This is a genomic window from Coriobacteriia bacterium, assembly GCA_013334745.1.
Lineage (GTDB): Bacteria > Actinomycetota > Coriobacteriia > Anaerosomatales > JAAXUF01 > JAAXWY01.
This window is the reverse complement of the sequence record JAAXWY010000039.1, coordinates 1-21,700: the sequence shown is the minus strand read 5'-3', so window position 1 is coordinate 21,700 and position 21,700 is coordinate 1. Positions and strand designations below refer to the sequence as shown.

Here is a 21,700-nt window from a genome sequence, read left to right as displayed (position 1 = left end):
GCTCTTCCGATCTCTTTCCCAGTCCTCGACCTCCTCGATGATGCGGAGCGGATGAGTGCTCCGATAGGACTTGGTGGGGTTCCCCGGGAATCGCTTGTTGGTGACGTTCGGATCGTCCTCGAAAGGACCTGTGGGCTCCACCAGGTAGACATGCCCGGGCGGCTCGGCTCCGGTCAGGGCGACGGCAAGCTCAGCCGCGAGGCCCGCGGCTGGCGCGGGGAGTGTCGTGAAGTAGATGTTGTTGGAGATCCGGCCCTTCTGGTAGTTGGACTCGAAACCGGGGCTCAGCAGGGTTCCGGGCTCCAGCGCCGCCGCAGTACCGTGGTAGAACGGGCCCGGCACGTGCTCGCAGTGCTCATAGGTGCAGGGCACCCATTCAGAATCCGGTCCGATTTCCATGGGCATTCGTCTCCTTGGTCAGAGCAGAGTCTAGTGTTCCGGACAGGGATGGTCGATTCGACTCGGGGCCAGGCCGCCATCAGGCGTAGGCGACCCGTCTGGCTGTGTACGTCAGCGGTAGACTGATACGGAACAGACGTGCGAGGCCATGCTGCGCGGGCCGTCGCGATCATCACGTCGTCATGGCGGATGAAGTAGGGAGATGACCTTGAACGAGAGTCGCGTGTTCGCCATGCCGTTCGCGAAGGTCTACCCGCTCTACGTCAAGAAGGCGGAGAGGAAGGGTCGCACGCACGCGGAAGTCGATGAGGTCATCATGTGGCTGACAGGGTACGACCCACAGCATCTGAAACGGCAGATCGAGGACGAAGTCGACTTTGCGACGTTCTTCGACCAGGCACCGGCCTTCAATCCCAACGCTTCCCGCATCACGGGTGTGGTGTGCGGCGTGCGCGTTGAAGAGGTCGACGACCCGCTCATGCAGAAGATCCGCTATCTGGACAAGCTGGTCGATGAGCTCGCGAAGGGCAAGACAATCGAGAAGATCCTGCGTTAGACACAGCATCGTGAGCGACCGAATGCCCTGAACCATCTTCAACAACGTCCGATCCAGGAGGAGCTCGTGCAAGAAGAAATCGCCGCCAATCTGCGCCTGTGGGACGGGTGGTCGGATCTGCATATGTCCGGAACCGACTACGACGTCGATGGGTTCGTCGCGAATCCCGAGTCTCGGCCCTTTGACTGGGTGACTCGCGAGGTCGTGGGGGAAGTTACGGGCAAGCGGCTGCTGCACCTGCAGTGCCACATCGGAATCGACACACTGCGCTTCGCTCGAGCGGGTGCGATCGATGTCACGGGCGTCGACTTCTCTCCGCGCGCAATCGCAGCCGCCAAGTCGATAGCGGCGCGTCTCGACCTACCGGCCCGCTTCGTTCAGGCGGACGTGACCGAACTGCCGGATGATGTAGCGCGGGCGGCGTACGACGTCGTCTTCACGTCTTACGGGACGGTCATGTGGCTGCCTGATCTCGATAAGTGGGCACAGATGATCGCTTCTCGGTTGGCACCGGGCGGCGTCTTCCACATCATTGACGCGCATCCGTTTCTAACGGTGTTTGACGACGTCACAACCGAATCGGTACTTCGGGTGATCTATCCCTACTTCTCCCGTGAACCTCTGCGGTTCGAAGAGCACGGTAGCTACGCTGATCGCGACGCCGACTTCGTCGCAGATTCCTATGCATGGCAGCACACGTTCGCGGAGATCGTCGGGTGCCTCGTCAAGCACGGACTTCACATAGAACAGCTTCGGGAGTACCCGGTAGTTGCGTGGAAGGCGCTGGAGTTCATGGTCCAGGACGAGGACGGCCTGTGGAGAGTGCCGCCGGGCGTCGGAGACATCCCACTGATGTTCTCGCTCACCGCAGTCAAGCCCCTCCCGAGCACAAGCTCGCAAACTCGATGATTGGCGGGTGACCGCACTGTCCGGATCGCTCATGGTCGAACTGCTGATAGCCGCCGCCGGCGTGGCGTTCAATCCGCCAGCGATCATCTCGGCGACCATCCTGGCGTCATCATCGCGACGCACGGCGTTGGCGTTCGCAGGCGGCTGGCTGGCAGGGCTGCTGATCATCGGGTCAGCCGCAATGCTCATGGGTGATGTGAGTGCTCTCTCGAGCGAGCCGTCCCGCCTCAGGCTGATGCTGAAGCTGGCGGTCGGCACCCTGCTGATCCTCTTGGCGGCAGCCAAGCGGCGCAAGAAGTCGTCCGCCGCGGACGAAGAGATGCCGAGATGGATGCGCTCGCTGAGCGAGCTATCGGCTCCTCGCGCCTTTCTGGCTGCGGCTGCGTACGCATCACTTAACCCCAAGACGCTGGCGTTCGTCATCGCGGGGGTGCTGGCGATCCTCGGTGGGTCCACCAGCATCGCTCTTGAGTGGCTCGTGCTGGTCGTGTTCCTCGCAACAGCCAGCCTGAGCGTCACCCTGCCGGTCGCCGTCGCAGTGGTCGCACCGGATCGCTCGGCTGATGGCCTTGCTGCGGCCAGGATCTGGCTAGGCCAGAATGGTTCTGCGATCACCGCAGGGGTCCTCGCCGTGCTGGGAGTACTCCTGGTGTACGGAGCGCTCAGCGGCCTGATCCCGATGGGTAGATGACCCCGGAGCTCTTGCAGCAGCGGCGCAGATCGGGACTCGCTCGGACAACGAAAGGATCGCGAGCATGCGTTTCAACTACCGAGGCTGGGTTGCCGACGTCGACGTCGACGCAACCCGAAATGCGTACGCGAAAGGCCATCCAGGCGCATCGGTCGAGTGCGGCTGCGATGAATGCGCGAACTTCATCGCGGCCCGAGATTCCGGGTACGTCTATCCCGTTGCGGTCGCCAAGCTGCTCACGGACATGGGGGTCGACCTCGCGCGCGAGAGCGAGGTCTTCGTAGCCGGTTCCATTGGCCGAGGAAACGTCGTGTACGGCGGGTGGTTCAACGTTGCGGGCGTGCTCGTCAGCGATGAGGAAGGGTCCACAGAGGTCGAGCCGGGATTCGATCTGTTCCCGCTGCCGGAGGGCGCTGTGGTGGATGACGCTTTCGGCGAAGAGCCGGTGTTTCGCATCGAGTTTCGTGTGCTCGTACCATGGATGCAGACGCTCAAGCGCAAGAAGTAGTGAGAGCAGGCGGTTTAGATGTGCAGAAGCATCCGAGTCCTCTTCAACTTCGAGCCTCACGCAACCGACGAGGAGATCAGAGCAGCCGCTCTACAGTACGTTCGGAAGGTCAGCGGCTCTGCGAAGCCATCGCAGGCGAATGTGGCCGCCTTCGAGCAGGCCGTGGATGACGTCGCCGGCGCGACGGCAAGGCTCCTCGACTCGCTGACGACCAGCGCGCCGTCCCGAGACCGAGAGGTCGAACGAGCGAAAGCCCATGAGCGCGCGCGGCGGAGGTTCGGTGATGCGTAATGCAACTGTCGAGTAGGGAAGGTGCGCGATGAAGGACCAATCAGCTGAAACGCCAGGACAGCCCAAAGAGCCGGTGCTGCTCTCGGGAGGGAATCCTCAGATTCCCAAGGGCGATGGCGACGGACCGGTCCAGGCGTACATCGCCGCAATGCCCGGCTGGAAGCACGAACTTGGTCTGCGCCTTGACGCTATCATCGTGCGCACCATCCCGGACGTGCGCAAAGCCGTCCGCTGGAATTCGCCGTTCTACGGAGCGCCGGAGCATGGATGGCTCCTCAATTTCCACTGCTTCAACAAGTACGTGAAGGTCGCGTTCTTCGATGGCGCTTCCCTCGACCCCGTGCCGCCTGGCGTGTCCAAGGATGAGAACGTGCGTTACCTCGACATCTACGAGGATGCTCCCTTCGATGAGAAGCAGTTCGCGGATTGGGTTGAACAGGCGAGCCACTTGCCCGGATGGGGTCAGCCCTAGTATGTTCGCGGAGCGACGTACCCGATTCACCCTGTTGGGCGCAGCGTTCTTGGGTGTCGTATGCATGCTCTCGCTCGCCGGCGTGCTGCCGCTGTGGATTGCGGCTCTCTACTCAATGATGAGCCTCGTGCTGTTCTTGGCGTACGCCGCCGACAAGTCCGCAGCTCAACGCGGCCGTTGGCGGACCTCTGAGACCGCGCTTCATCTTCTCGCGCTGGCGGGTGGTTGGCCGGGAGCCATGGCGGCGCAGCAGCTGTTTCGTCACAAGACGCAGAAGCAGCCCTTCCAGCGGGTCTTCTGGGCAACGGTTCTTGCCAACGTGGGGCTGCTCGTTCTCGTGGTTGTCGGCTGGGGTTAGGCTTGTGGCTAGATGCTCTGGGGAGGTTCGCGCCGCGTGATGAACGATCAGGAGACTCGGTACTTCGAGCTCAGCATGGAGTCGCTGCGGGCCATCGGGGCATGGGCTGCGGACTGCGCCGAGCGGGCGCTCCCGATCTTCGAGACGCATGATGATTCGGACGGGCGACCGAGAGCAGCCATCGCGGGTATCCGCGAATTCGCGGCCGGGGGAAGGCGCTCGGCACACCTGCGCACGCTGGCGATGGCAGCGCATGCAGCCGCTCGCGAGATCGACGATCCGGCGCCGGCTGCGGCGGCCCGGGCTGCAGGGCTGGCCGCGGCGAGCGCCTATACGCACCCCTTGGCCGACGTTCATCAGACCAAGCACATCGTCGGTGCAGCGGCGTACGCCGCGCTCGCACACGAGCTTGCGCACATCGGCGCGCCCGGGGCGGCCGATTCCGAGGTACGCCGTGCCGTCGAATCCGCTCCTCCGCAGGCACGGGAGGTCTTGCTTCACATGCCCGCTCGCTCGCGTGGCCGCGGGCGCATCGACGCCCTCATGTACGACGTGGACTCGGGCATTCGAGGCCTGAGCCCCGGAATCGGAAGGGATAGCGCGTTGCAGCTGACCATCCGCACGGCCACTCACGATGACGCGGAGCCGCTGAGGCGATACGCCGAACGGCTCTTCACGGAGGACTTGCCGGGCATCTTCCGTCGCCCTATTCCCACTCTGGACGAGGAGCGCGCCTTCATCTCGGCCCACCTTGCATCCGCGCGCAGCACACTGCTGCTCGCTGAGGTCGAGGGCACCGTCGTCGGGCTGGTGGACCTTATCGGCGGGAGCTTGCCCGATGAGTCTCACGTAGGCACGTTCGGGCTATCGGTGGATCGCGACTGGCGCGCCCGCGGGGTCGGAGGCGCGCTACTCGACGCCCTCGTGGACTGGGCTGCTACCGCGGGCGTCTCGCGCATCCAAGGCTACGTCTGGGCGACGAACCCGCGCGCGCTCGCGCTCTATGAGCGACATGGCTTCGAGCGAGAGGGTCTGCTCAAGCGCGCGATCATCCGCGACGGCACGCCCATCGATGTGTGGTCCATCGCACGCCTGCTGGACAGCTAGCGAGGGCATCGCGCCAGGCGAGGGGATAGAATCCCCCTAGTGCTGCATGCGGTGTTCGTCGTGCAGAATGACCAGCATCCAGAGGAGACGTCACGCCATGCGACCCGAGGACTTGCGCCACTACATCAAGGCCACTGAGAGTACGGTGGTGCCGAGCACGGTGGCGATGCGCGTTCAGGGCATCGGTGTCTTGCGCAAGCTGCCGCGCCGCCTTCAGGACTACATCATCGAGCGGGGGTCGCGCACCGACCCGTACATGAGTTTCGTGGTCGAGCCTTACGCGGTATTCCTCGCGTTCGAGATCACCGACCCCGAGGCGGCCTCGCGCCTCCTGCCCCCGGGCTACTCGCTGATCCCCTCTGCGATGTTCAGCGACACACCGAGCAGGCCCTGCGCGATCGTGAGCGCCTTCAACATCCACACCAACGTGTTCTGGGGCAGTCGGGTGGAGTTCTATCTCGTGGCCGAGAACCGTGAGACCGACATGCTCTCGTGGATCATCGAGGAGTATGAGAGTAACGCTCACAGTTACGACCCAAGCCGAGGATTCACCCTGCCCAGCACCTCGCACTCGGTCGTCACGACGTCGTACAGAGGTGAGGTTCTCGTCGACGTAGAGGGTGCGGAGTCGGACAACCGACTCGCGCTCGTCGCCGACATGACGCGCGGCACGCAGACAGCACTCGACCAGCGACTCTGGGTCGAGGGCAACCTGTCGGTTGACTATGGCGGTGAACTGCAGCAGTCCACCAAGCCGTTCAGCCTGATCTTCGATCCCGGAGAGATGGCGCAGGCCCTCAAGATCCCGCTCGAGGACATCTCGCTGTGCGAGAACACGTTCGGTGCCGGAATGCTTGACCCCATGCCGTTCGAGGCTGCCGTGTTCCCGTATGCGCAACACTTCGTGACGACCAGCTTCCCCATGGAGACCTCGATGCGGACCGCTGCAGACCTCGAACGGGCGGTCTCGGACATTCGCGAGAGCCTCGAGGCCCCCTGGCAGACCACCTGCTCGGCGACCGATCCCCCGGCTCGTGAAGGAGATATGTGAGATGGCAGACGGCAAGCAGGACCGATCAGATACACCCTCTGCGCTGATTGACGCGCGGATCGCGGAGCTGAACGACTGGCGAGGCGAGCTGCTCTCCCAACTCCGATCGCTCATCAAGGAAGCGGATCCGCAGGTTGTCGAAGAGTGGAAGTGGCGGGGTGTGCCGGCTTGGTACCACGATGGGCTCATCTGCACGGGCGAGACCTACAAGGACCACGTCAAGACGACGTTTGCCAAGGGCGCCGCGCTCGAGGATCCGTCGAGCCTCTTCAACTCCGGGCTCGACGGCAACACGCGGCGTGCCATCGACTGGTTCGAGGGTGACACCATCGATGCCGAAGGCCTGATGGGTCTCGTCCGCGATGCCATTCAACTCAACACCGCAAAGAGCAGGTAGCGCACGTGAAGGCGTTCATACAGACGGGCTACGGCTCTGCTGACGTCATCTCGCCCGCGCAACTCGACACTCCATCACCCGGACCGGGTGAGGTACTCGTCCGCGTCTGCGCGGTATCGCTTGCGGCGGGGGACCGCTTCATGATGCGCGGCAAGCCCTTCCCGGCTCGGCTCGCCATCGGCTTCCCTAAACCCAAGCCCGATCACGTCGTCGGACTCGACTTCGCAGGCGTCATCACCGCCGTCGGCCCTGGCGTCACAGAACTTCGTGTCGCCGATGAGGTCTACGGCGAGTGCCACGGCTCGTGTGCCGAGTTCGCCCGAGCCGACGTACGCCGCATTGCGGCCAAGCCAAACGCCCTGACGTTTCAGGAAGCCGCATCGGTACCCACGTCAGCCTGCACCGCACTCATCGCGCTTCGAGATCACGGGAAGGTGCATGCGGGAAGCCGGGTGCTCATCAACGGGGCATCGGGCGGCGTGGGGACGTTCGCTGTGCAAATCGCCAAGGCGCTCGGGGCCGAGGTCACGGGTGTGTGTAGCGCGCGCAATGCGGAGATGGTCGCCGCGCTGGGAGCGGACTCGGTCATCGACTACTCGAAAGAGGATTTCACCCAGGGGAGCGCTCGCTACGACGTCATCCTGGACAACGTGGCCAGCCACACACTCGCCCAGACCCGGCGGGCGCTCGCACCGGGTGGCATCCACCTCCCGAGCAGTGGTCATGCCGGCATGGGCTGGATCATCGCTGCGGCCCTCACGGCTCCGTTCGTGAAGCAGCAGGGTGCGCCCTTCGTTGCGATCAACAACACTGCGGACCTGTCAGCACTGGCGGATCTCATTGACGCCGGGAAGGTCAGACCCGTCATCGATCGCGTCTACAGCTTCGAGGAGACGCGCGACGCCTTCCGCTACGTTGATGAGGCGCACGTGTCGAGCAAGACGGTCATCTCGGTGGATTCGGAGTGCTCATGAGCGTCTCTGGGGTCACGCAGGGACCGTCTCACCGCCCACCCGATGCGCTGCGCTATCCTTCTGGGCGTGCGGCTCATGCGACGCCTAGCCACGCCGTCGACTGACTGGAGCATCATGAGAATCCGAACCATCACACTGCTGCTACTCGTGACTCTCGGGCTACTTGCTCTAAGCGGGTGCACGCAGGGGACAACCGCTGGCGAACAGCGTGGAGATGCGGCACGTGCTACCGCCACAGGCTTCGTGGCTGCGGTGGCGAAACGTGATGCGGCCGCTATCGCCGGGTACATGGGACGCACGCCCTCGGACAGCGAGATCGCGGCCATGGCAGCCAGCGTTCCCGAGACCCTCGGCACCGACCCCGGCCTCTACACGGCGCGTACCCCCGGAAACGAGAACCTCACCCGCCGAGGGGTGGCCACTATCGTCGTCTCGCCCGCGTCGTCCGAGGCTTCGACTCCGATGAGCTTCTCGGTGCACCTCCAGTGGGAGCCCTCTGCGACCAAGTGGCAGGTCATCAAGATGGTCCCCGACAAGTGACGGCCGATACCGCACGCCACACCGAGCAGCACTTCGAGGGCTCCGACGGCATCACGCTGTTCCGCTGCGTCTGGGAGCCGCAGGACGACCCGACGGCGCTTGTCGTGCTCGTGCACGGCGTCGGCGAGCACTGCGGTCGCTATGGCACTGTCGTCGGCGCGCTGACGGACGCAGGAATCGCTGTTCACGCCTTCGACCAGCGCGGGCACGGCCGCTCCGACGGCGTGCGGGTGCACATCGATCGCTGGACACAATACCGCGAGGACTTGAGAGTGTTCCTCGGGTTGGTGACCGATCAGCATCCGGGAGTGCCCGTGGTTCTCTACGGACACAGCATGGGCTCGCTCGTCGTCTTGGACTACCTCGTCGCGTACCCGGACGGACTGGCAGGCGCCGTGATAAGCGGGGTCGCGCTTGAGCCCATCGGGGTCGCAGGCCCGGTACAGATCGCGATGGCACGGCTCCTGACCGACGTGTTCCCGAAGATTTCCGTGAGTCTGGGCATCGACGCGAGCTCGTTGACCCACGACGAGGACGCGGTCGCCGCTTTCCGAGCAGACCCGCTGGTCACCGGCCGCGCCACCGTGCGGTGGGGGACGGAGAGTCTGGACACCGTCGCTCAGCTCAAGCACGACCTGCATCGCGTCGATCTGCCGCTGCTCGTGTTGCACGGAGCCGACGACCCACTCAACTGTCCCTCGGGTGCCAAAGCGCTCTTCGCGGCGGCCCCGAACGCCGACAAGACCCTGCGGCTCTACCCCGGCACGCTCCATGAGCCGCACAATGACCTCGTTCACGAGCAGGTTGCAGACGACATCGTGCGGTGGGTGACTCGATTGAGCCGTGGTAGCGACCTCGAGGTGGCTGCCGCCAACACCCTGGAGGCCGATCCACATGGGTAAGCTCATCTACTCGATGCTCGAGTCGCTTGATGGCTACGTCTCCGATGCTGCCGGCCGGTTCGACTGGGCGATGCCCGATGAGCAGGTTCATGCGTTCGCCAACGAATTGGAGCGCACCGTCGGGACCTATCTCTACGGTCGGCGCATGTACGAGATCATGATCGCCTGGGAAACCCTCGGCCTTGACGATGGAGAGCCACCGATCATCTCGGAGTTCGCGCAGGCGTGGCGGGCGGCCGACAAGGTCGTGTACTCCACCACACTCGACGCACCCTCGAGTGCACGGACTCGCCTCGAACGCGCATTTGATCCCGAGAGCATTCGAACGCTGAAGTCCGAGAGTCCCCGTGATATCTCGGTCAGCGGTCCCGGACTCGCCGCTGCGGCGATCGGCGCAGGGCTCGTCGATCACTACGCCTTCTTCGTGTTCCCGGTCATAGTCGGCGGGGGCACACGAACGCTTCCCGACGGCTTCAGGCGTGACCTTGAGTTGGTCGAGGAACGCCGGTTCGACAACGGCGTGGTCTACGTGAACTACCGGGCCTCGAACACGTAGCCAGGGCCACCGGCCGCGTGTTTGTGCCCGACCGGACCTGTCTCGGCGGGTTCAGAGTCGCTATCATCCGTCAGTGGCCCCTCGAGGGCCCGCCCCACGAGAGAAACGCGGTCTGACTTGAGCGACATCACCATGTGCCCGGAGTGCAACTCTCATCACGTCTACGAGGACGGCAATCTCCACGTATGCCCCGAGTGCGCGCACGAGTGGCCGATCGGCTCTACCTTGGAGCACGCTGACGCAGGGCTCATCGTGCGCGACGTCCACGGCAATGTGCTGTGCGACGGCGACTCGGTCACCGTCATCAAGGACCTGAAGGTCAAGGGCACCTCGGCGGTCGTGAAGGTGGGAACGAAGGTCAGAAACATCAGACTCGTCGACGGAGACCACAATATCGACTGCAAGGTTGAAGGAGTCGGGCCGATGTCGCTGAAGTCTGAGTTTGTGAAGAAGGCGTAGCTCACATTCCGCTTGACCATACGGCGCATGGCATCATGGACTTGGGGGAATCGTGGCGAAAGCTGGTTGGTGGTTTGCGGCAGGCGTTCTGCCCATCGTGATCTGGCCCGCGCTGGATTGGAGTCAACCCGTCGCGCATGCGCTGACGGACTACTGGTATTCGCGTACCTATGTGATGCCGTCGTGGGGAGAGACGGCCACTCTGGCTGCGGTGTTCGCCATAGTCTTCGCAGTGGCATCGGGGCTCGTGTTGTTCTTCTCGCTGCACGGCATCAAGAGAGCTGGGGCTGCCGACGGCGTGGGCTGGCTCTCTGCGGCCGCATCGGTCCTCGTCGCCATTTGGGCGGTCATGGCGTATCGCGCCGGTGGGAGCAGCGGATTCGTAGGGATGGCGGCAGCGCCGGGTATCGCGATGGCAGCCGCGGCGGTACTGACTCAAGTGTGGCGCAAGCCGACGGCGTCCACGGCAAAGGCACCTGCACGCGACTAGCGTAGAGAGGTCCGAGATGGCCAAGCCGCAATTCGATCCGCATGAGGACCTGCCCGACGGACTCGGAAGTCCTGCGCTTCGGGCGTTGAGGCGCGCCGGCTACACCCGTCTCGAACAGTTCACGGATGTGCGCGAGTCCTACCTCACCCGCCTGCACGGCATGGGAGCGAAGGCGATCGGTCAGATCAGGGTCGCTCTGGCGGCTCGTGGCCAGAGCCTCGCCGAGGAGAACGGAGAACGCGCGTGACCGAGACGAGTGTCGAGCAGCACCTCGACCGGCTTCGTGCGGATAAGCCCGCCTTCTTCGAGATCGTTCAGGCTGTTTGCACGGTCGTCGAGTCCGTGGCACCTGACGTCTCAGAGAAGGTCATGTACGGAGGCATCCTCTTCTCCGCGCCCATTCAGTTCTGCGGGGTATTCGCGTACGCACAACACGTATCGGTCGAATTCGGCCGAGGCTTCGAGCTCGACGACGAACTCGGAGTGCTCGAAGGAGGCGGCAAGCTCCGACGACATATCAGGTTGACTCAGTTGCACGATGTCGAACGCATGGGTATCCGCGGGTACGTCGCCCAATCGTATGCGTTGATGCGTGTGGAGTGAGATGACGGACCCCTGGCCGTATGCGACGTTGTTTGGGTATCGACAACTGAGGGCTAAGTACGTTACTACCTGGCGGTAGAGAGGAACTGCGTTGATTCGGAAGCTGAGTGCTGAGTTCTTCGGGACGTTCTGGCTCGTGTTCGGCGGTTGCGGGAGTGCGGTTCTGGCGGCTGGCGTCACGGATGTCGGAATCGGATGGCTTGGCGTCGCACTGGCATTTGGCCTGACGGTCATGACAATGGCGTTCGCGGTCGGCCACATCTCCGGAGGGCACTTCAACCCTGCGGTCTCACTTGGCCTGTGGGCGGGCAAGCGATTCGACGGCAAAGACCTCGTGCCCTACATCGTCACCCAAATCCTCGCTGCGGTTGTTGCGGCCGGAGTTCTGTACGTGGTTGCCAGTGGCGCACCGGGCTTCACGCTGGCTGACGGATTCGCAGCCAACGGGTACGCAGAGCACTCTCCCGGTGGCTACAGCATGCTTGCTGCGCTCGTCCATGAGTTCGTCCTCACGTTCATGTTCTTGTTGGTCATCATGGGCGCGACCGATTCACGGGCGCCTAAAGGGCTCGCTCCCATCGCAATCGGACTATGCCTGACAGCAATCCACCTCATTGGAATACCCGTCACAAACCTCTCAGTGAACCCGGCGCGCAGCATAGGGCCGGCGGTATTCGTTGGAGGCTGGGCCCTGCAACAGCTCTGGCTGTTCATTCTGGTGCCGATTCTTGGAGGACTCGCGGGTGGTGCCATCTATCGCGCGCTGCTCGCGGGGGGTCCAACAGACTCAGACGGAGTGGAGGGCTGATGAGCAGCATCGAGCCCTACCTCATCGTGATGCTCCCGGCTGCAGCACTGCTTGCGCTGTGGCTAGTGTTGAACCGATGGGGGCGCAAGCACGACCCGCAGGGTGGTTCGGCAAGAGATATCTGGTCCACAAACGGAGGCAGCGGTTCCCACAGGGACCCCGAGCAACACTGATCCGGTTCAAGCCTTCACCGATGGTGTGCGTAGCCGCAAAATGCACTTAGCCCACAAGTCCGCACAACCTGGAGAGCAGATGACTCACCCCCTCACAACGGCGACCCAGAGCGACCTCGTGTTCGACGTTGGCCTGCACATGGGCGAGGACACGGACTACTACCTCAAGAAGGGTTTCCGCGTCATCGCGTTCGAGGCGAACTCGGACTTGGTCGAATCCTGCCGCGCCCGTTTCAAGAGCGCTGTAGCGGACGGTAGGCTCGTGATCGTCGAAGGCGCGATCGTCGATGCGGACGCGATTGCCGCCGGCCAGCAGACGGTACCGTTCTACGTCAACGACAGCACATCGGTCTGGGGCACCGCCTGCCAGAGTTGGGCGGAGCGCAACGAACGGCTCGGCGCCACAAGCCGGCGCGTGGACGTCCCGGTCGTGGACTTCCGTGCGGCCCTCATCGCCCACGGCATGCCGCACTACATGAGGATCGACATCGAGGGGTGCGACCAGGTCTGCATCGACGCACTGCGTCAGTTCTCAACGCGGCCCGACTACCTCTCGATTGAATCCGACAAGACGAGCTTCGCCGCTATCCGACGTGAGATAGACACACTCGTGTCACTCGGCTACGACAGCTTTCAGGCCGTTGAGCAGTCAGAACTGCCACTGCGGCAGTCTCCACCCGTGCCTGCGCGGGAGGGAGCCAGCGTCACGCACCGCTTCGAAGAGGGCGCTTCGGGTCTGTTCGGTGCCGAACTCGATGCTGAGTGGAAGACCCGGGACAAGATACTCGCTCAGTATCGCGCCATTCGTGCGGGGTACTACCTGCTCGGTGACGACGGAATCATGACCAACTGGCATTTCAGAGGAGCCGGTAGGGCGCAACGTCTGGTCCGATCCATCTTGCGACCGATGACTGGCGCCGTTGTTCCCGGCTGGTACGACACCCACGCGAGGCACGCCATGGCAAGCGACATCGCAAGCTAGTCTGGAATCCCACCCAGCCGGTTTGCACAGCACCCGATCGGCTCAGCGACCGACCCCCTCGAATCACGAAGGCCCCCCGGTGTTCCCGGGAGGCCTTTCGCTCGAGCGGGGGAGCAGTGTTCCTAGCGAACGCGCATGTACTTGAAGTGCGAGACCGATGCGGCGTGCTTGAGGTCCTCATGTGAGACCTGCAGACGGTAGGAGCCCTTGTCGTAGGCGCCGAACCAATACCGCGTCTGCCACTTGGAGCCGTCGGGCGTACGGCCGACGATTGCGGGCTGGAATGTGGCCTGCTCGACCCAGTCGCCGCCGACCTTCTTCCACAGCGTCACGGTGACCGGATGACTACCGACCGCGTGGCGAGGAAATATCTGGCCCTTGATCGTCACCCAGTTCGTGCGCTTGACGCTGCTGCGCATGACCGGGGCCGTAAGTCGCGCCTTGACCGAAACGGTACTGACTTCGCTCTCGAGGCCCTCGGCGATGACCCTGAAGCCGGTGATGCTCTTCAGCGTCGCCGGGGTCACCGTGACGGTAGTGGGGCCCGAAGCCGTGCGAGAAGCCGAGATGCTACGGAACTTCTTCCACGTCTCGGTGCCTATCGGGCGGTACTGAATGGTCAGCGTGGTGGCCACCGACGTCTCGCCATCGAGTGCGGTCACGACCAGCCTCGTCACACCTGGGTAGGTAACAGTGCTTCGTGTGGGAGTAAGCCCGAGAGCAGGCGCGCCAAGGGCGACACTCGCCGTCGCAAGAACTAGTGCTGCAGCGAGCGCAGTACCGAGGGCCAACCTATACGGATTCTTCATCACAGTGCCCCTTCCGATTCATCGGTGTTGCGCGCAGATCGCCGAATCCGCGCATACCATTGGGTACACAATGCAATCGACCGGTTGAACGGAAGTTGCCGTGGCATTGAGTTTGCGTTGAGCCATCGCACAGAGCTCGACTACACTGGTCGTCCGAGCATCAACCCACGTCGACAAGGAGTCACCATGGCTCGCGCTGCAGCCCGTCACATCCTCGTTCCCTCCGCCGAGCAGGCCAACGACATCAAGGCCCAGATTGCTGCCGGCGCAGACTTCGCCGAGATGGCACGTCAGCACTCCACGTGTCCTTCAGGCGCCCGCGGCGGCGACCTCGGTGAGTTCTCGCCCGGTCAGATGGTCAAGGAGTTCAACGACGTCTGCTTCAACGACGAGGTCGGCGTCGTTCACGGCCCCGTGCAGACGCAGTTTGGCTTCCATCTGATCGAGGTCACGAACCGCACCGACTAGAAACGTCATGTATCTGCGTGCCGCGCGCATCTTCAGGCGGGCTGTGGTGGTTTCGGCCCTTCTCATCATGGCTGTCGCCACGATGCGCTATGCCAGCGCGCAGACATCCACGTGGGCCGCGTACGTCACGCTTGTATCAGACACGCGCGCACTTGCGGCCACGCATTCGGCCAGACCGCGCACCAGCGTCACACTCGACGTGCCCTACCGGGGCGCGAACTTCACAGTTCGAGTCCCGGTAGCCACGTCGTACCTCGCGGCTGCGAGGGGCGTGGATGCGACTGCCCTGTTCGGCTTCAACCGCTCGGTGCGCGCGGCATCGTTCTCGGCACTCGACTCGCAACAGCGCACAGATCCCTTCGTCGAAGCTCTCGCCGAACGGCTTGTCGTACTGCGTCAGCAGTTGCGCCTCTCTGACGACGACTACGTGGACCTGATGGCTCGCGCCGTGCAGGCGATTCCGTATGGGACCTTGCACCGCAACACCTACATGCCCGCAGTCACGGTCGCCCAAGGCAGGGGAGTGTGCGCCGACAAGAGCGTGCTGCTCTGGTCGCTGCTCCGACACGAGGGCTACGACGCGGGCATCTGGGTCTTCCCGACTCAGGAGCATGCGGCCGTCGCGCTTCGCGGCACCGGCCCGGGATTCCGCGGCAGCGGATACACCCTCATCGAGACTACGGACATCACCTACGTCGGCGAGATCGACCAGACTCTGCGTGCGGCCGGGCCCATCTGTGAGGAACCGCAGCTCATCGTGGTCGGCAGCGGTGGCAAGCGGTACACGCGGGACCTGCAGACCGAGTTCATCGCCGAGGAGATCGAGCGCGCGCAGGGTCCTCGCAGCATCATCCCGTCGGCCGACCCGGCCGTAGCGACGCTGGTTCCACAGTCGCCCGAAGCCGAGTCCCAGAGTACGCGCGATGCCTGGATCCACGCAGGCCGAGACCGGCCCGACGACACGTACGCACTTCTCGTCGGCGGGAGTTCGGTACGCTGAATTCGAATACGCCACACGCAGGTTCTCATCGTCCGCCGCGCGCTCGGTGAGGCGCGCTATCATGGACACTTCATGCGTCACCCCGCCTCAACCTAGGAGCGCGAATGTTCTATCGCAAGACCGTCCTCGACAACGGCATCACCGTCATCTCCGAGTACATGGAGTCGGTTCGCTCGGTGACCCTCGGCATCTGGTTCGCAGTCGGCAGCCGAGATGAGACGCCTGAAGAGGCGGGCATGTCGCATTTCATGGAGCACATGATGTTCAAGGGAACGCCCACGCGTTCGGCCAAGGACATCTCCGAGGAGTTCGACCGCATGGGCGCCGAGTTCAACGCCGGCACCTCCAAGGAGTACACGGTCTACTACGCACGCTTCCTGGACCAGCATCTTCCGCTCGCTTTCGAGATTCTCGGTGACATGGTCGTCAACGCTTCGTGCCTGCAAGAAGAGTGCGAAAAGGAGCGCAAGGTCGTTCTCGAGGAGATCGGCCGGATGGAGGACAACCCCGAGGACCACGTGGGTGACGTCTTCGAGTCCGCGCTGATGCCGCAGCACCCATTGGGACTCCCGGTCATCGGCAGGCGCGAGACCGTCGAGACGTTCGGCAACGCCGAGGCCAACGCATTCCGCGACAAGCACTTCGTCACTGGCAACGTCGTCGTCGCGGCTGCGGGCAACGTCGATCACGACGACCTGGTGGCGCTCGTGGAAGCGCACCTCGCAGGCCTGCCCGAGGGCCCGCGCACGGAGCGCGAGTCCATCGAGCCGATCGGCCAGAAGTCGCACGCGAGCCTGTGGGACGACACCAAGCAGGCGCACATCCTCTACGGCACCATCGGCATCTCGGCCGCCGACGAGGACCGGTTCGCGTTGCAGCTGCTCAGCGACATCGTGGGCGGTGGGATGTCCTCGCGCCTGTTCCACAAGATCCGCGAGCAGCACGGGCTGGCCTACGCGGTGCAGGCGTTCCCGCTCATGCACCAAGACACCGGCGGTTTCGCCGTCTACGTCGGCACCCATCCCGACAACGCACAGCGAGTCATTGGCATGATCCGCGAGGAGTTCGCTGACGTGATCGCCAACGGCGTTACCGACGATGAGCTCAACCGTGTGCGCGAGTCCTCCTCAGGACACCTCGTGCTGTCCACCGAGGCCACTCGGACGCGCATGATGCGGCTCGGGCGCTCTGAGATCGGCGGCCTGGAGATCCTGTCGACCGACGAGGCGATCGACCGCTACGAGCGCGTTACGCATGAGGACATCTCCCGCGTGGCGGCCCGGGTTCTGGACTCGCCCGCAACGCTCGCCGTGATCGGCCCGTTCGACGCCGAGCAGGTCGCGGCGCTCACCGACTAGTCTTCACGAAGGGATTATCCAGATGATTCGAGTTCTCGTGGTCGGCGCTGCCGGCAAGATGGGCCGAGAGGTCGTCCGTGCGGTCACCGCCGCAGACGGCATGGAAGTCTGCGCCGCCGTCGATACGGGCGCGACAGGCGTGTGCATCGAGAGCGGCGCGACCGGCATCACAATCGAGTGCCGCGGCGAGCTCGCCAGCGTCATCGCCGAGTACAAGCCGGACGTCATGGTCGACTTCACGCACCCCACCGTGGTCGAGAGCAACGTGCGCACCGCGCTCGCGGCAGGTGTTGACTGCGTGGTCGGTACCACGGGCATCTCGGAGGAGAAACTCGCCGAACTCGCGACGGTCGCCCCCGAGGGAACCTGCCTGTTCTTCGCCCCCAACTTCGCAATCGGAGCCGTGCTCATGATGCAGTTCGCCGAGCAGGCCGCCCGCTTCATGCCCTACGTCGAGATCACCGAGTTGCACCACGACCGCAAAGCCGACGCGCCCTCGGGAACGGCGATTCGCACCGCACGCATGATTGCAGCCGCCCGAGAGTCGGTGCCCGCGGTCCCCGGTCGCGAGACCGAGCTGCAGGGCATGGAAGGCGCGCGTGGCGCACTCGTCGAGGGAGTCACGGTCCACTCGGTGCGGCTTCCCGGACTCACTGCACATCAGGAGGTGTTGTTCGGGGGTCATGGCCAGACACTCACGATCCGCCACGACTCCAACGACCGCACGAGCTTCATGCCTGGTGTCGTCCTTGCGTGCCGCGAAGTCGGCTCGCGCAGCGGGCTCGTCGTCGGCCTCGAGAATGTGATGGGGGAGTAGAGCGTGTCCGGTACGCCCGACTTCAACTCCCGCCCCGTCGTCGTCATGAAGTTCGGCGGAACCTCGGTCGCGGATCGTTCCGGTCGAGAAGCGATTTCGCGACATGTGAGCGCTGCAGTCGAGCTTGGCAAGGCGCCGGCGCTTGTGGTCAGCGCGATGGGTCGTCGCGGAGCGCCCTATGCGACCGACACGCTTCTCGATCTCATCGACGGCATGCCCAGCGATGAGCGCGAACGCGATCTGCTCGCAAGCGTAGGTGAGCTCGTGACCGCCGTGGTGCTCGCAGCTGAACTGCGCGCCTCCGGGATCGCCGCCGAGGCCTTCTCGGGAGCCGATGCGGGCATCTTCACCGATGGCGTCCCCGGCAACGCGGCCGTGACCCGTATCCACGCCGACCGCATCCTAGCCGCCATCGCCGCCGGCGTGGTGCCGGTGATCGCCGGGTTCCAGGGCATCTCCGAGGACGGCACGTTGACCACACTCGGCAGAGGCGGCAGCGATACCAGCGCATGCGCGATCGGCGTCGCGCTTGGCGCCGAGGAGGTCGAGATCTACACCGACGTCGACGGCGTCATGACGGCTGACCCACGCACGTGCGACGGCACCGAGGTGCTTGACGTCATCGGCGCCGACGAACTGTTCCAGATGGCGAAGGCAGGAAGCAGGGTCGTGCACACGCCCGCTGCTGAGCTCGCGTTGAACTCGGGCATCGCGGTGCGCGTGCGCAACACCTTCAGCGATCATGCCGGTACGTGCGTGGCCGATATCGCCGCGTACCGCCCCGATCGCGTCGCCACAGCAGTCACGCATGCGGACGGCATAGCTCGCGTGCGCGTCGTGTTCGAGGATCGAGAGGGCACGCCCGGCCACATGGCCGCTCAGACCAGTGTCTACCGCGCCATGGCCGATGCAGGCGTATCCCTCGACATGTTCACCCCCGCCGGGGACGGACTCGTGGTCACGGTGCCGCAGGCCGCACTCGCGCAGGCGCGGGCGGTTGTCGACACACTCGGGCTCCGCTGCACGGTCCGTGAAGGCCTGTCGAAGGTGACGCTCGTCGGGGCCGGGATGCACGGCGTTCCCGGCGTCATGGCGCGCCTCTCCGAGCTCCTCGACGAGGCCGGGGTCGCGGTCTATCAGGCCGCGGACTCACACACCACCATCAGCGTGCTCGTATCCGCCGAGGACGCCGAGACGGCTGTCCGCGCACTTCATGATGGGTTCGGCCTCGCCGAGTAGCATCGGGCAGAAGTGCTCAACGTCTGGGTTACGTGCGGGTTGCTCGGCGGCGAATGTCGCTGCTCTGTGGCAGAATAGGGGCTGAATCAGACATCAGCCGGGTGCGCAGATGACGCGCGCGCCCGCCACGAGGGGATGCAATCCATGAGTACGCCGCGTTTCGGCCGGATGATCACGGCCATGGTCACTCCGTTCACCCCGGAGCTTGAACTCGACCTTCCTCGCGCACAGGAGCTCGCCATCAAGCTGCTCGACGAGGGCAGCGATGCGCTCGTCGTGTGCGGCACGACCGGTGAGTCGCCTACCGTCTTCTACCCCCAGAAGCTTGACCTGTTCCGAGCGGTGATAGAGGCCGTCGACGGTCGGGCACCCATCATCGCGAACGCCGGCGACAACTGTACGGCGGACTCGGTAGAGTTCGCGCAAGATGTCGCCGCCCTCGGTGTCGACGGAATCATGGCCGTCGTGCCGTACTACAACAAGCCCCCGCAAGAGGGCCTGTATCAGCACTTCAAGACGATCGCCAACTCCATCGACCTGCCGGTCATCCTCTATAACATCCCCGGCAGGAGCGTCATCAACATGACGCCTGAGACCACACTTCGCCTCGCCAACGATGTGAAGAACATCGTTGCCGTGAAAGAGGCGAGCGGCAGCATGAGCCAGATCGCGGAGATCACCAACGGCGCGCCCGACGGCTTCGAGGTGCTCTCCGGCAACGATGAGGACACACTGCCTCTCATGGCGCTCGGTGGTACCGGCGTCATCTCAGTGGTGAGTCACGTCGCCGGCCTGCGGTTCAAGGAGATGGTCACCGCTCAAGCAGCCGGGGACCACACGCGTGCGCTGCGGATACACCTCGAGCTGACGCCATTGATGAAGACGCTCTTCATGACGAGCAACCCGATCATGGTCAAGAAGGCCCTCGAACTCCAAGGGTTCCCGGTCGGCGGACTCCGCCTGCCCCTGATCGACGCCACTTCGGACCAGACCGCGGAACTCGAGCGAGTGATGCGCCGCACCGGAGTGCTCGTCTAGCGCCACCCGTGCACCCACCCGGTACGCCAGGGTCGGGTGCCAGTGAGACGAACGGATCCGTCGCCGCGTGCGGTGGCGGTTGTGTTGCATCAAGAACGCGATCCCCACTGGGCTCGCAAGTATGCCGCCTACGCGGCCGGAAGGAGACGTGCCTACCCGCATGTCAAAACAGAAGAGACCGCCACGCCTGCGAGTCATCCCGCTGGGAGGGCTCGACGAGGTCGGCAAGAACATGACCGTGTTCGAGTACGGCGACGACATGATCGTCGTCGATGCCGGAATCATGTTCCCCGACGACGACCATCCCGGCGTCGATCTGATCCTGCCCGACTTCTCCTACATCGCCAAGCGCAAGGACAAGCTCCGGGGCATCGTGATCACGCATGGCCACGAGGATCACACGGGCGCCTTGCCGTACCTGCTCAAAGAGGTCGGAGCACAGGTGCCGGTACTCGGCACGAAACTCACCCTCGGCCTCATCCAGGGCAAGCTCGACGAGCACAAGATCAAGAAGGCGAAGCTGCGTGAGGTCCGGGCCGGCGGGCACGTCTCGCTCGGCTCGTTCGGGTTCGACTTCTTCGCCGTCAACCACTCGATCCCGGATGCCGTAGGCGTGTTCATCCGTACACCGGCCGGGACCGTCCTGCACACGGGTGACTTCAAGTTCGACCAGACACCCGTTGACGGGCGCCTGTCGGACTATGGTGCGATTGCCAAGTTCGCCAAGACCGGCGTCGACCTGCTCATGTCCGACTCGACCAACGCTGAGACCCGCGGCATGACCGTGTCGGAGGCCGAGGTCGGGAAAAACCTGCGTCAGATGATCGCCGCTGCCGAGCAGCGCGTCATCGTCGCGTCGTTCTCCAGCCACATCCACCGCATCCAGGAGGTCTGTGACGCCGCAGTCGCCGCCGGCCGCAAGGTCGTCGTGACGGGCCGCTCGATGGTGACCAACACCAAGATCGCTCGCGAGACCGGCTACCTTGAGATCGCGGATGAGTGGATCGTCGACGCGTTCGATGCGGGCGGGCTTCCCTCCGAGAAAGTCGTGGTTTTGTGCACCGGAAGTCAGGGTGAGCCGCTTTCCGCACTTGCTCGCATGGCCAACGGCGACCACCGCACCGTGCAGGTCGAGGCAGGTGACACCGTGGTCATCTCGGCGTCACCGGTGCCGGGAAACGAGAAAGCCGTCAGCCGCGTCATCAACCGCCTCACGAAGGCAGGCGCCCGCGTTCTGCACAAGGGTTCGGCGATGGTCCACGTCTCGGGTCACGCTGCGTCAGAAGAGCTCAAGCTGATGCTCAACCTCTCACAGCCCACGTACTTCATGCCGATCCACGGCGAGACACGGCATCTCGCCGCGCACGCGCATCTCGCGTACGACGTGGGCATGTACGAGCAGGACGTCTTCATCCTCGACAACGGCGACTGCCTCGAGATCGACGCCCAAGGCGCCAAGCGAGGAACCCCCGTCGACCATGGCGTCGTGTACGTCGACGGACTGTCCGTCGGCGACGTCGGCCAGGTCGTTCTTCGAGACCGCCAGCTGCTCGCGCAAGACGGGGTCGCGACGATCATCATCGCCATCGATGCGCAGACGGGTCGCGTAGTCGGCGACCCCGAGCTCGTCACCCGCGGACTTGTCGTGGGTGGAGACGGAGACCCACTGCTCGTTGAGGCGCGCGCCCGGATCGCCAAGACCCTTGCCAAGACCGGTAAGGAGGGCGTCACCGATCTACACGTGG

The 21,700-nt window shown here is 64.2% G+C and carries 29 protein-coding genes; 27 read left to right on the top strand and 2 right to left on the bottom strand.

Going from position 1 to position 21,700, the window contains the following annotated elements; all coding sequences use genetic code 11:
• On the bottom strand, positions 1 to 393 hold a 393-nt coding region (gene arr / locus HGB10_09570; protein ID NTU72050.1), incomplete at its 3' end, for an NAD(+)--rifampin ADP-ribosyltransferase.
• Positions 394 to 607: 214 nt separating this feature from the next.
• On the opposite strand from arr, the gene HGB10_09565 reads away from it, so the two are divergent.
• The 20 genes from HGB10_09565 (at position 608) to HGB10_09470 (ending at position 13,226) form a co-directional block, all read left to right on the top strand.
• Positions 608 to 955, top strand: a complete 348-nt coding sequence (locus tag HGB10_09565) for a DUF2200 domain-containing protein (protein ID NTU72049.1) — start codon at positions 608 to 610, stop codon at positions 953 to 955.
• A gap of 66 nt (positions 956 to 1,021) precedes the next feature.
• Positions 1,022 to 1,864 (top strand): class I SAM-dependent methyltransferase, encoded by an 843-nt coding sequence (locus HGB10_09560; GenBank protein ID NTU72048.1) that lies wholly within the window; start codon positions 1,022 to 1,024, stop codon positions 1,862 to 1,864.
• A gap of 7 nt (positions 1,865 to 1,871) precedes the next feature.
• Positions 1,872 to 2,555, top strand: coding sequence for a hypothetical protein (locus tag HGB10_09555; GenBank protein NTU72047.1), 684 nt, complete (start codon positions 1,872 to 1,874; stop codon positions 2,553 to 2,555).
• 64 nt (positions 2,556 to 2,619) lie between these two features.
• Entirely contained in the window at positions 2,620 to 3,063 is a 444-nt protein-coding gene (locus HGB10_09550; protein ID NTU72046.1) for a hypothetical protein, read from the top strand.
• Between the two features lie 18 nt (positions 3,064 to 3,081).
• Complete coding sequence (locus tag HGB10_09545; GenBank protein ID NTU72045.1) at positions 3,082 to 3,354, top strand: DUF2277 domain-containing protein; 273 nt, start codon at positions 3,082 to 3,084, stop codon at positions 3,352 to 3,354.
• 28 nt (positions 3,355 to 3,382) lie between these two features.
• Positions 3,383 to 3,826, top strand: a complete 444-nt coding sequence (locus HGB10_09540) for a DUF1801 domain-containing protein (GenBank protein NTU72044.1) — start codon at positions 3,383 to 3,385, stop codon at positions 3,824 to 3,826.
• A complete protein-coding gene (locus HGB10_09535; protein NTU72043.1) occupies positions 3,717 to 4,184 on the top strand; it encodes a DUF1294 domain-containing protein in 468 nt (155 codons plus the stop codon). Before HGB10_09540 ends, HGB10_09535 begins: the two co-directional genes overlap by 110 nt.
• A 36-nt stretch (positions 4,185 to 4,220) precedes the next feature.
• Positions 4,221 to 5,291, top strand: coding sequence for a GNAT family N-acetyltransferase (locus tag HGB10_09530; GenBank protein ID NTU72042.1), 1,071 nt, complete (start codon positions 4,221 to 4,223; stop codon positions 5,289 to 5,291).
• A 97-nt stretch (positions 5,292 to 5,388) separates the two neighbouring features.
• A complete protein-coding gene (locus tag HGB10_09525; protein NTU72041.1) occupies positions 5,389 to 6,342 on the top strand; it encodes a hypothetical protein in 954 nt (317 codons plus the stop codon).
• A gap of 1 nt (position 6,343) precedes the next feature.
• A complete protein-coding gene (locus HGB10_09520; protein ID NTU72040.1) occupies positions 6,344 to 6,739 on the top strand; it encodes a DUF1801 domain-containing protein in 396 nt (131 codons plus the stop codon).
• A 5-nt stretch (positions 6,740 to 6,744) separates the two neighbouring features.
• The gene (locus tag HGB10_09515) at positions 6,745 to 7,713 is read left to right on the top strand and encodes an NAD(P)-dependent alcohol dehydrogenase (GenBank protein NTU72039.1); all 969 of its coding nucleotides are present in this window, start codon (positions 6,745 to 6,747) and stop codon (positions 7,711 to 7,713) included.
• Between the two features lie 114 nt (positions 7,714 to 7,827).
• The gene (locus tag HGB10_09510) at positions 7,828 to 8,253 is read left to right on the top strand and encodes a hypothetical protein (GenBank protein ID NTU72038.1); all 426 of its coding nucleotides are present in this window, start codon (positions 7,828 to 7,830) and stop codon (positions 8,251 to 8,253) included.
• A complete protein-coding gene (locus HGB10_09505) occupies positions 8,250 to 9,155 on the top strand; it encodes an alpha/beta hydrolase (protein NTU72037.1) in 906 nt (301 codons plus the stop codon). Before HGB10_09510 ends, HGB10_09505 begins: the two co-directional genes overlap by 4 nt.
• Positions 9,148 to 9,711, top strand: a complete 564-nt coding sequence (locus tag HGB10_09500) for a dihydrofolate reductase family protein (GenBank protein NTU72036.1) — start codon at positions 9,148 to 9,150, stop codon at positions 9,709 to 9,711. Before HGB10_09505 ends, HGB10_09500 begins: the two co-directional genes overlap by 8 nt.
• A 117-nt stretch (positions 9,712 to 9,828) precedes the next feature.
• Positions 9,829 to 10,170, top strand: coding sequence for an alkylphosphonate utilization protein (locus HGB10_09495; protein ID NTU72035.1), 342 nt, complete (start codon positions 9,829 to 9,831; stop codon positions 10,168 to 10,170).
• A 52-nt stretch (positions 10,171 to 10,222) separates the two neighbouring features.
• Positions 10,223 to 10,660, top strand: coding sequence for a hypothetical protein (locus HGB10_09490; GenBank protein ID NTU72034.1), 438 nt, complete (start codon positions 10,223 to 10,225; stop codon positions 10,658 to 10,660).
• A gap of 16 nt (positions 10,661 to 10,676) precedes the next feature.
• A complete protein-coding gene (locus HGB10_09485; protein NTU72033.1) occupies positions 10,677 to 10,907 on the top strand; it encodes a DNA-binding protein in 231 nt (76 codons plus the stop codon).
• Positions 10,904 to 11,263 carry a DUF1801 domain-containing protein gene (locus HGB10_09480; protein ID NTU72032.1) on the top strand — a complete coding sequence of 120 codons (360 nt, stop codon included), beginning with the start codon at positions 10,904 to 10,906 and terminating at the stop codon, positions 11,261 to 11,263. Before HGB10_09485 ends, HGB10_09480 begins: the two co-directional genes overlap by 4 nt.
• A gap of 94 nt (positions 11,264 to 11,357) precedes the next feature.
• Positions 11,358 to 12,071 carry an aquaporin Z gene (gene aqpZ, locus HGB10_09475; GenBank protein ID NTU72031.1) on the top strand — a complete coding sequence of 238 codons (714 nt, stop codon included), beginning with the start codon at positions 11,358 to 11,360 and terminating at the stop codon, positions 12,069 to 12,071.
• Positions 12,072 to 12,323: 252 nt separating this feature from the next.
• Positions 12,324 to 13,226 (top strand): FkbM family methyltransferase, encoded by a 903-nt coding sequence (locus HGB10_09470; GenBank protein ID NTU72030.1) that lies wholly within the window; start codon positions 12,324 to 12,326, stop codon positions 13,224 to 13,226.
• A gap of 122 nt (positions 13,227 to 13,348) precedes the next feature.
• Here the strand turns inward: HGB10_09470 and HGB10_09465 are convergent, their stop codons facing one another.
• Positions 13,349 to 13,888 (bottom strand): hypothetical protein, encoded by a 540-nt coding sequence (locus HGB10_09465; protein NTU72029.1) that lies wholly within the window; start codon positions 13,886 to 13,888, stop codon positions 13,349 to 13,351.
• A 333-nt stretch (positions 13,889 to 14,221) separates the two neighbouring features.
• Here HGB10_09465 and HGB10_09460 point away from each other — a divergent pair, with 333 nt between their 5' ends.
• From HGB10_09460 to HGB10_09430, 7 genes are all read left to right on the top strand, one after another.
• A complete protein-coding gene (locus HGB10_09460) occupies positions 14,222 to 14,503 on the top strand; it encodes a peptidylprolyl isomerase (protein ID NTU72028.1) in 282 nt (93 codons plus the stop codon).
• Between the two features lie 7 nt (positions 14,504 to 14,510).
• Entirely contained in the window at positions 14,511 to 15,503 is a 993-nt protein-coding gene (locus HGB10_09455) for a hypothetical protein (GenBank protein ID NTU72027.1), read from the top strand.
• Between the two features lie 104 nt (positions 15,504 to 15,607).
• Entirely contained in the window at positions 15,608 to 16,861 is a 1,254-nt protein-coding gene (locus tag HGB10_09450) for an insulinase family protein (protein NTU72026.1), read from the top strand.
• Between the two features lie 22 nt (positions 16,862 to 16,883).
• A complete protein-coding gene (locus HGB10_09445; GenBank protein NTU72025.1) occupies positions 16,884 to 17,678 on the top strand; it encodes a 4-hydroxy-tetrahydrodipicolinate reductase in 795 nt (264 codons plus the stop codon).
• 3 nt (positions 17,679 to 17,681) lie between these two features.
• Positions 17,682 to 18,917 (top strand): aspartate kinase, encoded by a 1,236-nt coding sequence (locus tag HGB10_09440; GenBank protein NTU72024.1) that lies wholly within the window; start codon positions 17,682 to 17,684, stop codon positions 18,915 to 18,917.
• A gap of 144 nt (positions 18,918 to 19,061) precedes the next feature.
• Positions 19,062 to 19,955, top strand: coding sequence for a 4-hydroxy-tetrahydrodipicolinate synthase (gene dapA, locus HGB10_09435; protein ID NTU72023.1), 894 nt, complete (start codon positions 19,062 to 19,064; stop codon positions 19,953 to 19,955).
• A 160-nt stretch (positions 19,956 to 20,115) separates the two neighbouring features.
• Positions 20,116 to 21,700, top strand: a 1,585-nt coding sequence (locus HGB10_09430; GenBank protein NTU72022.1) for a ribonuclease J, incomplete at its 3' end; no start/stop codon positions are given.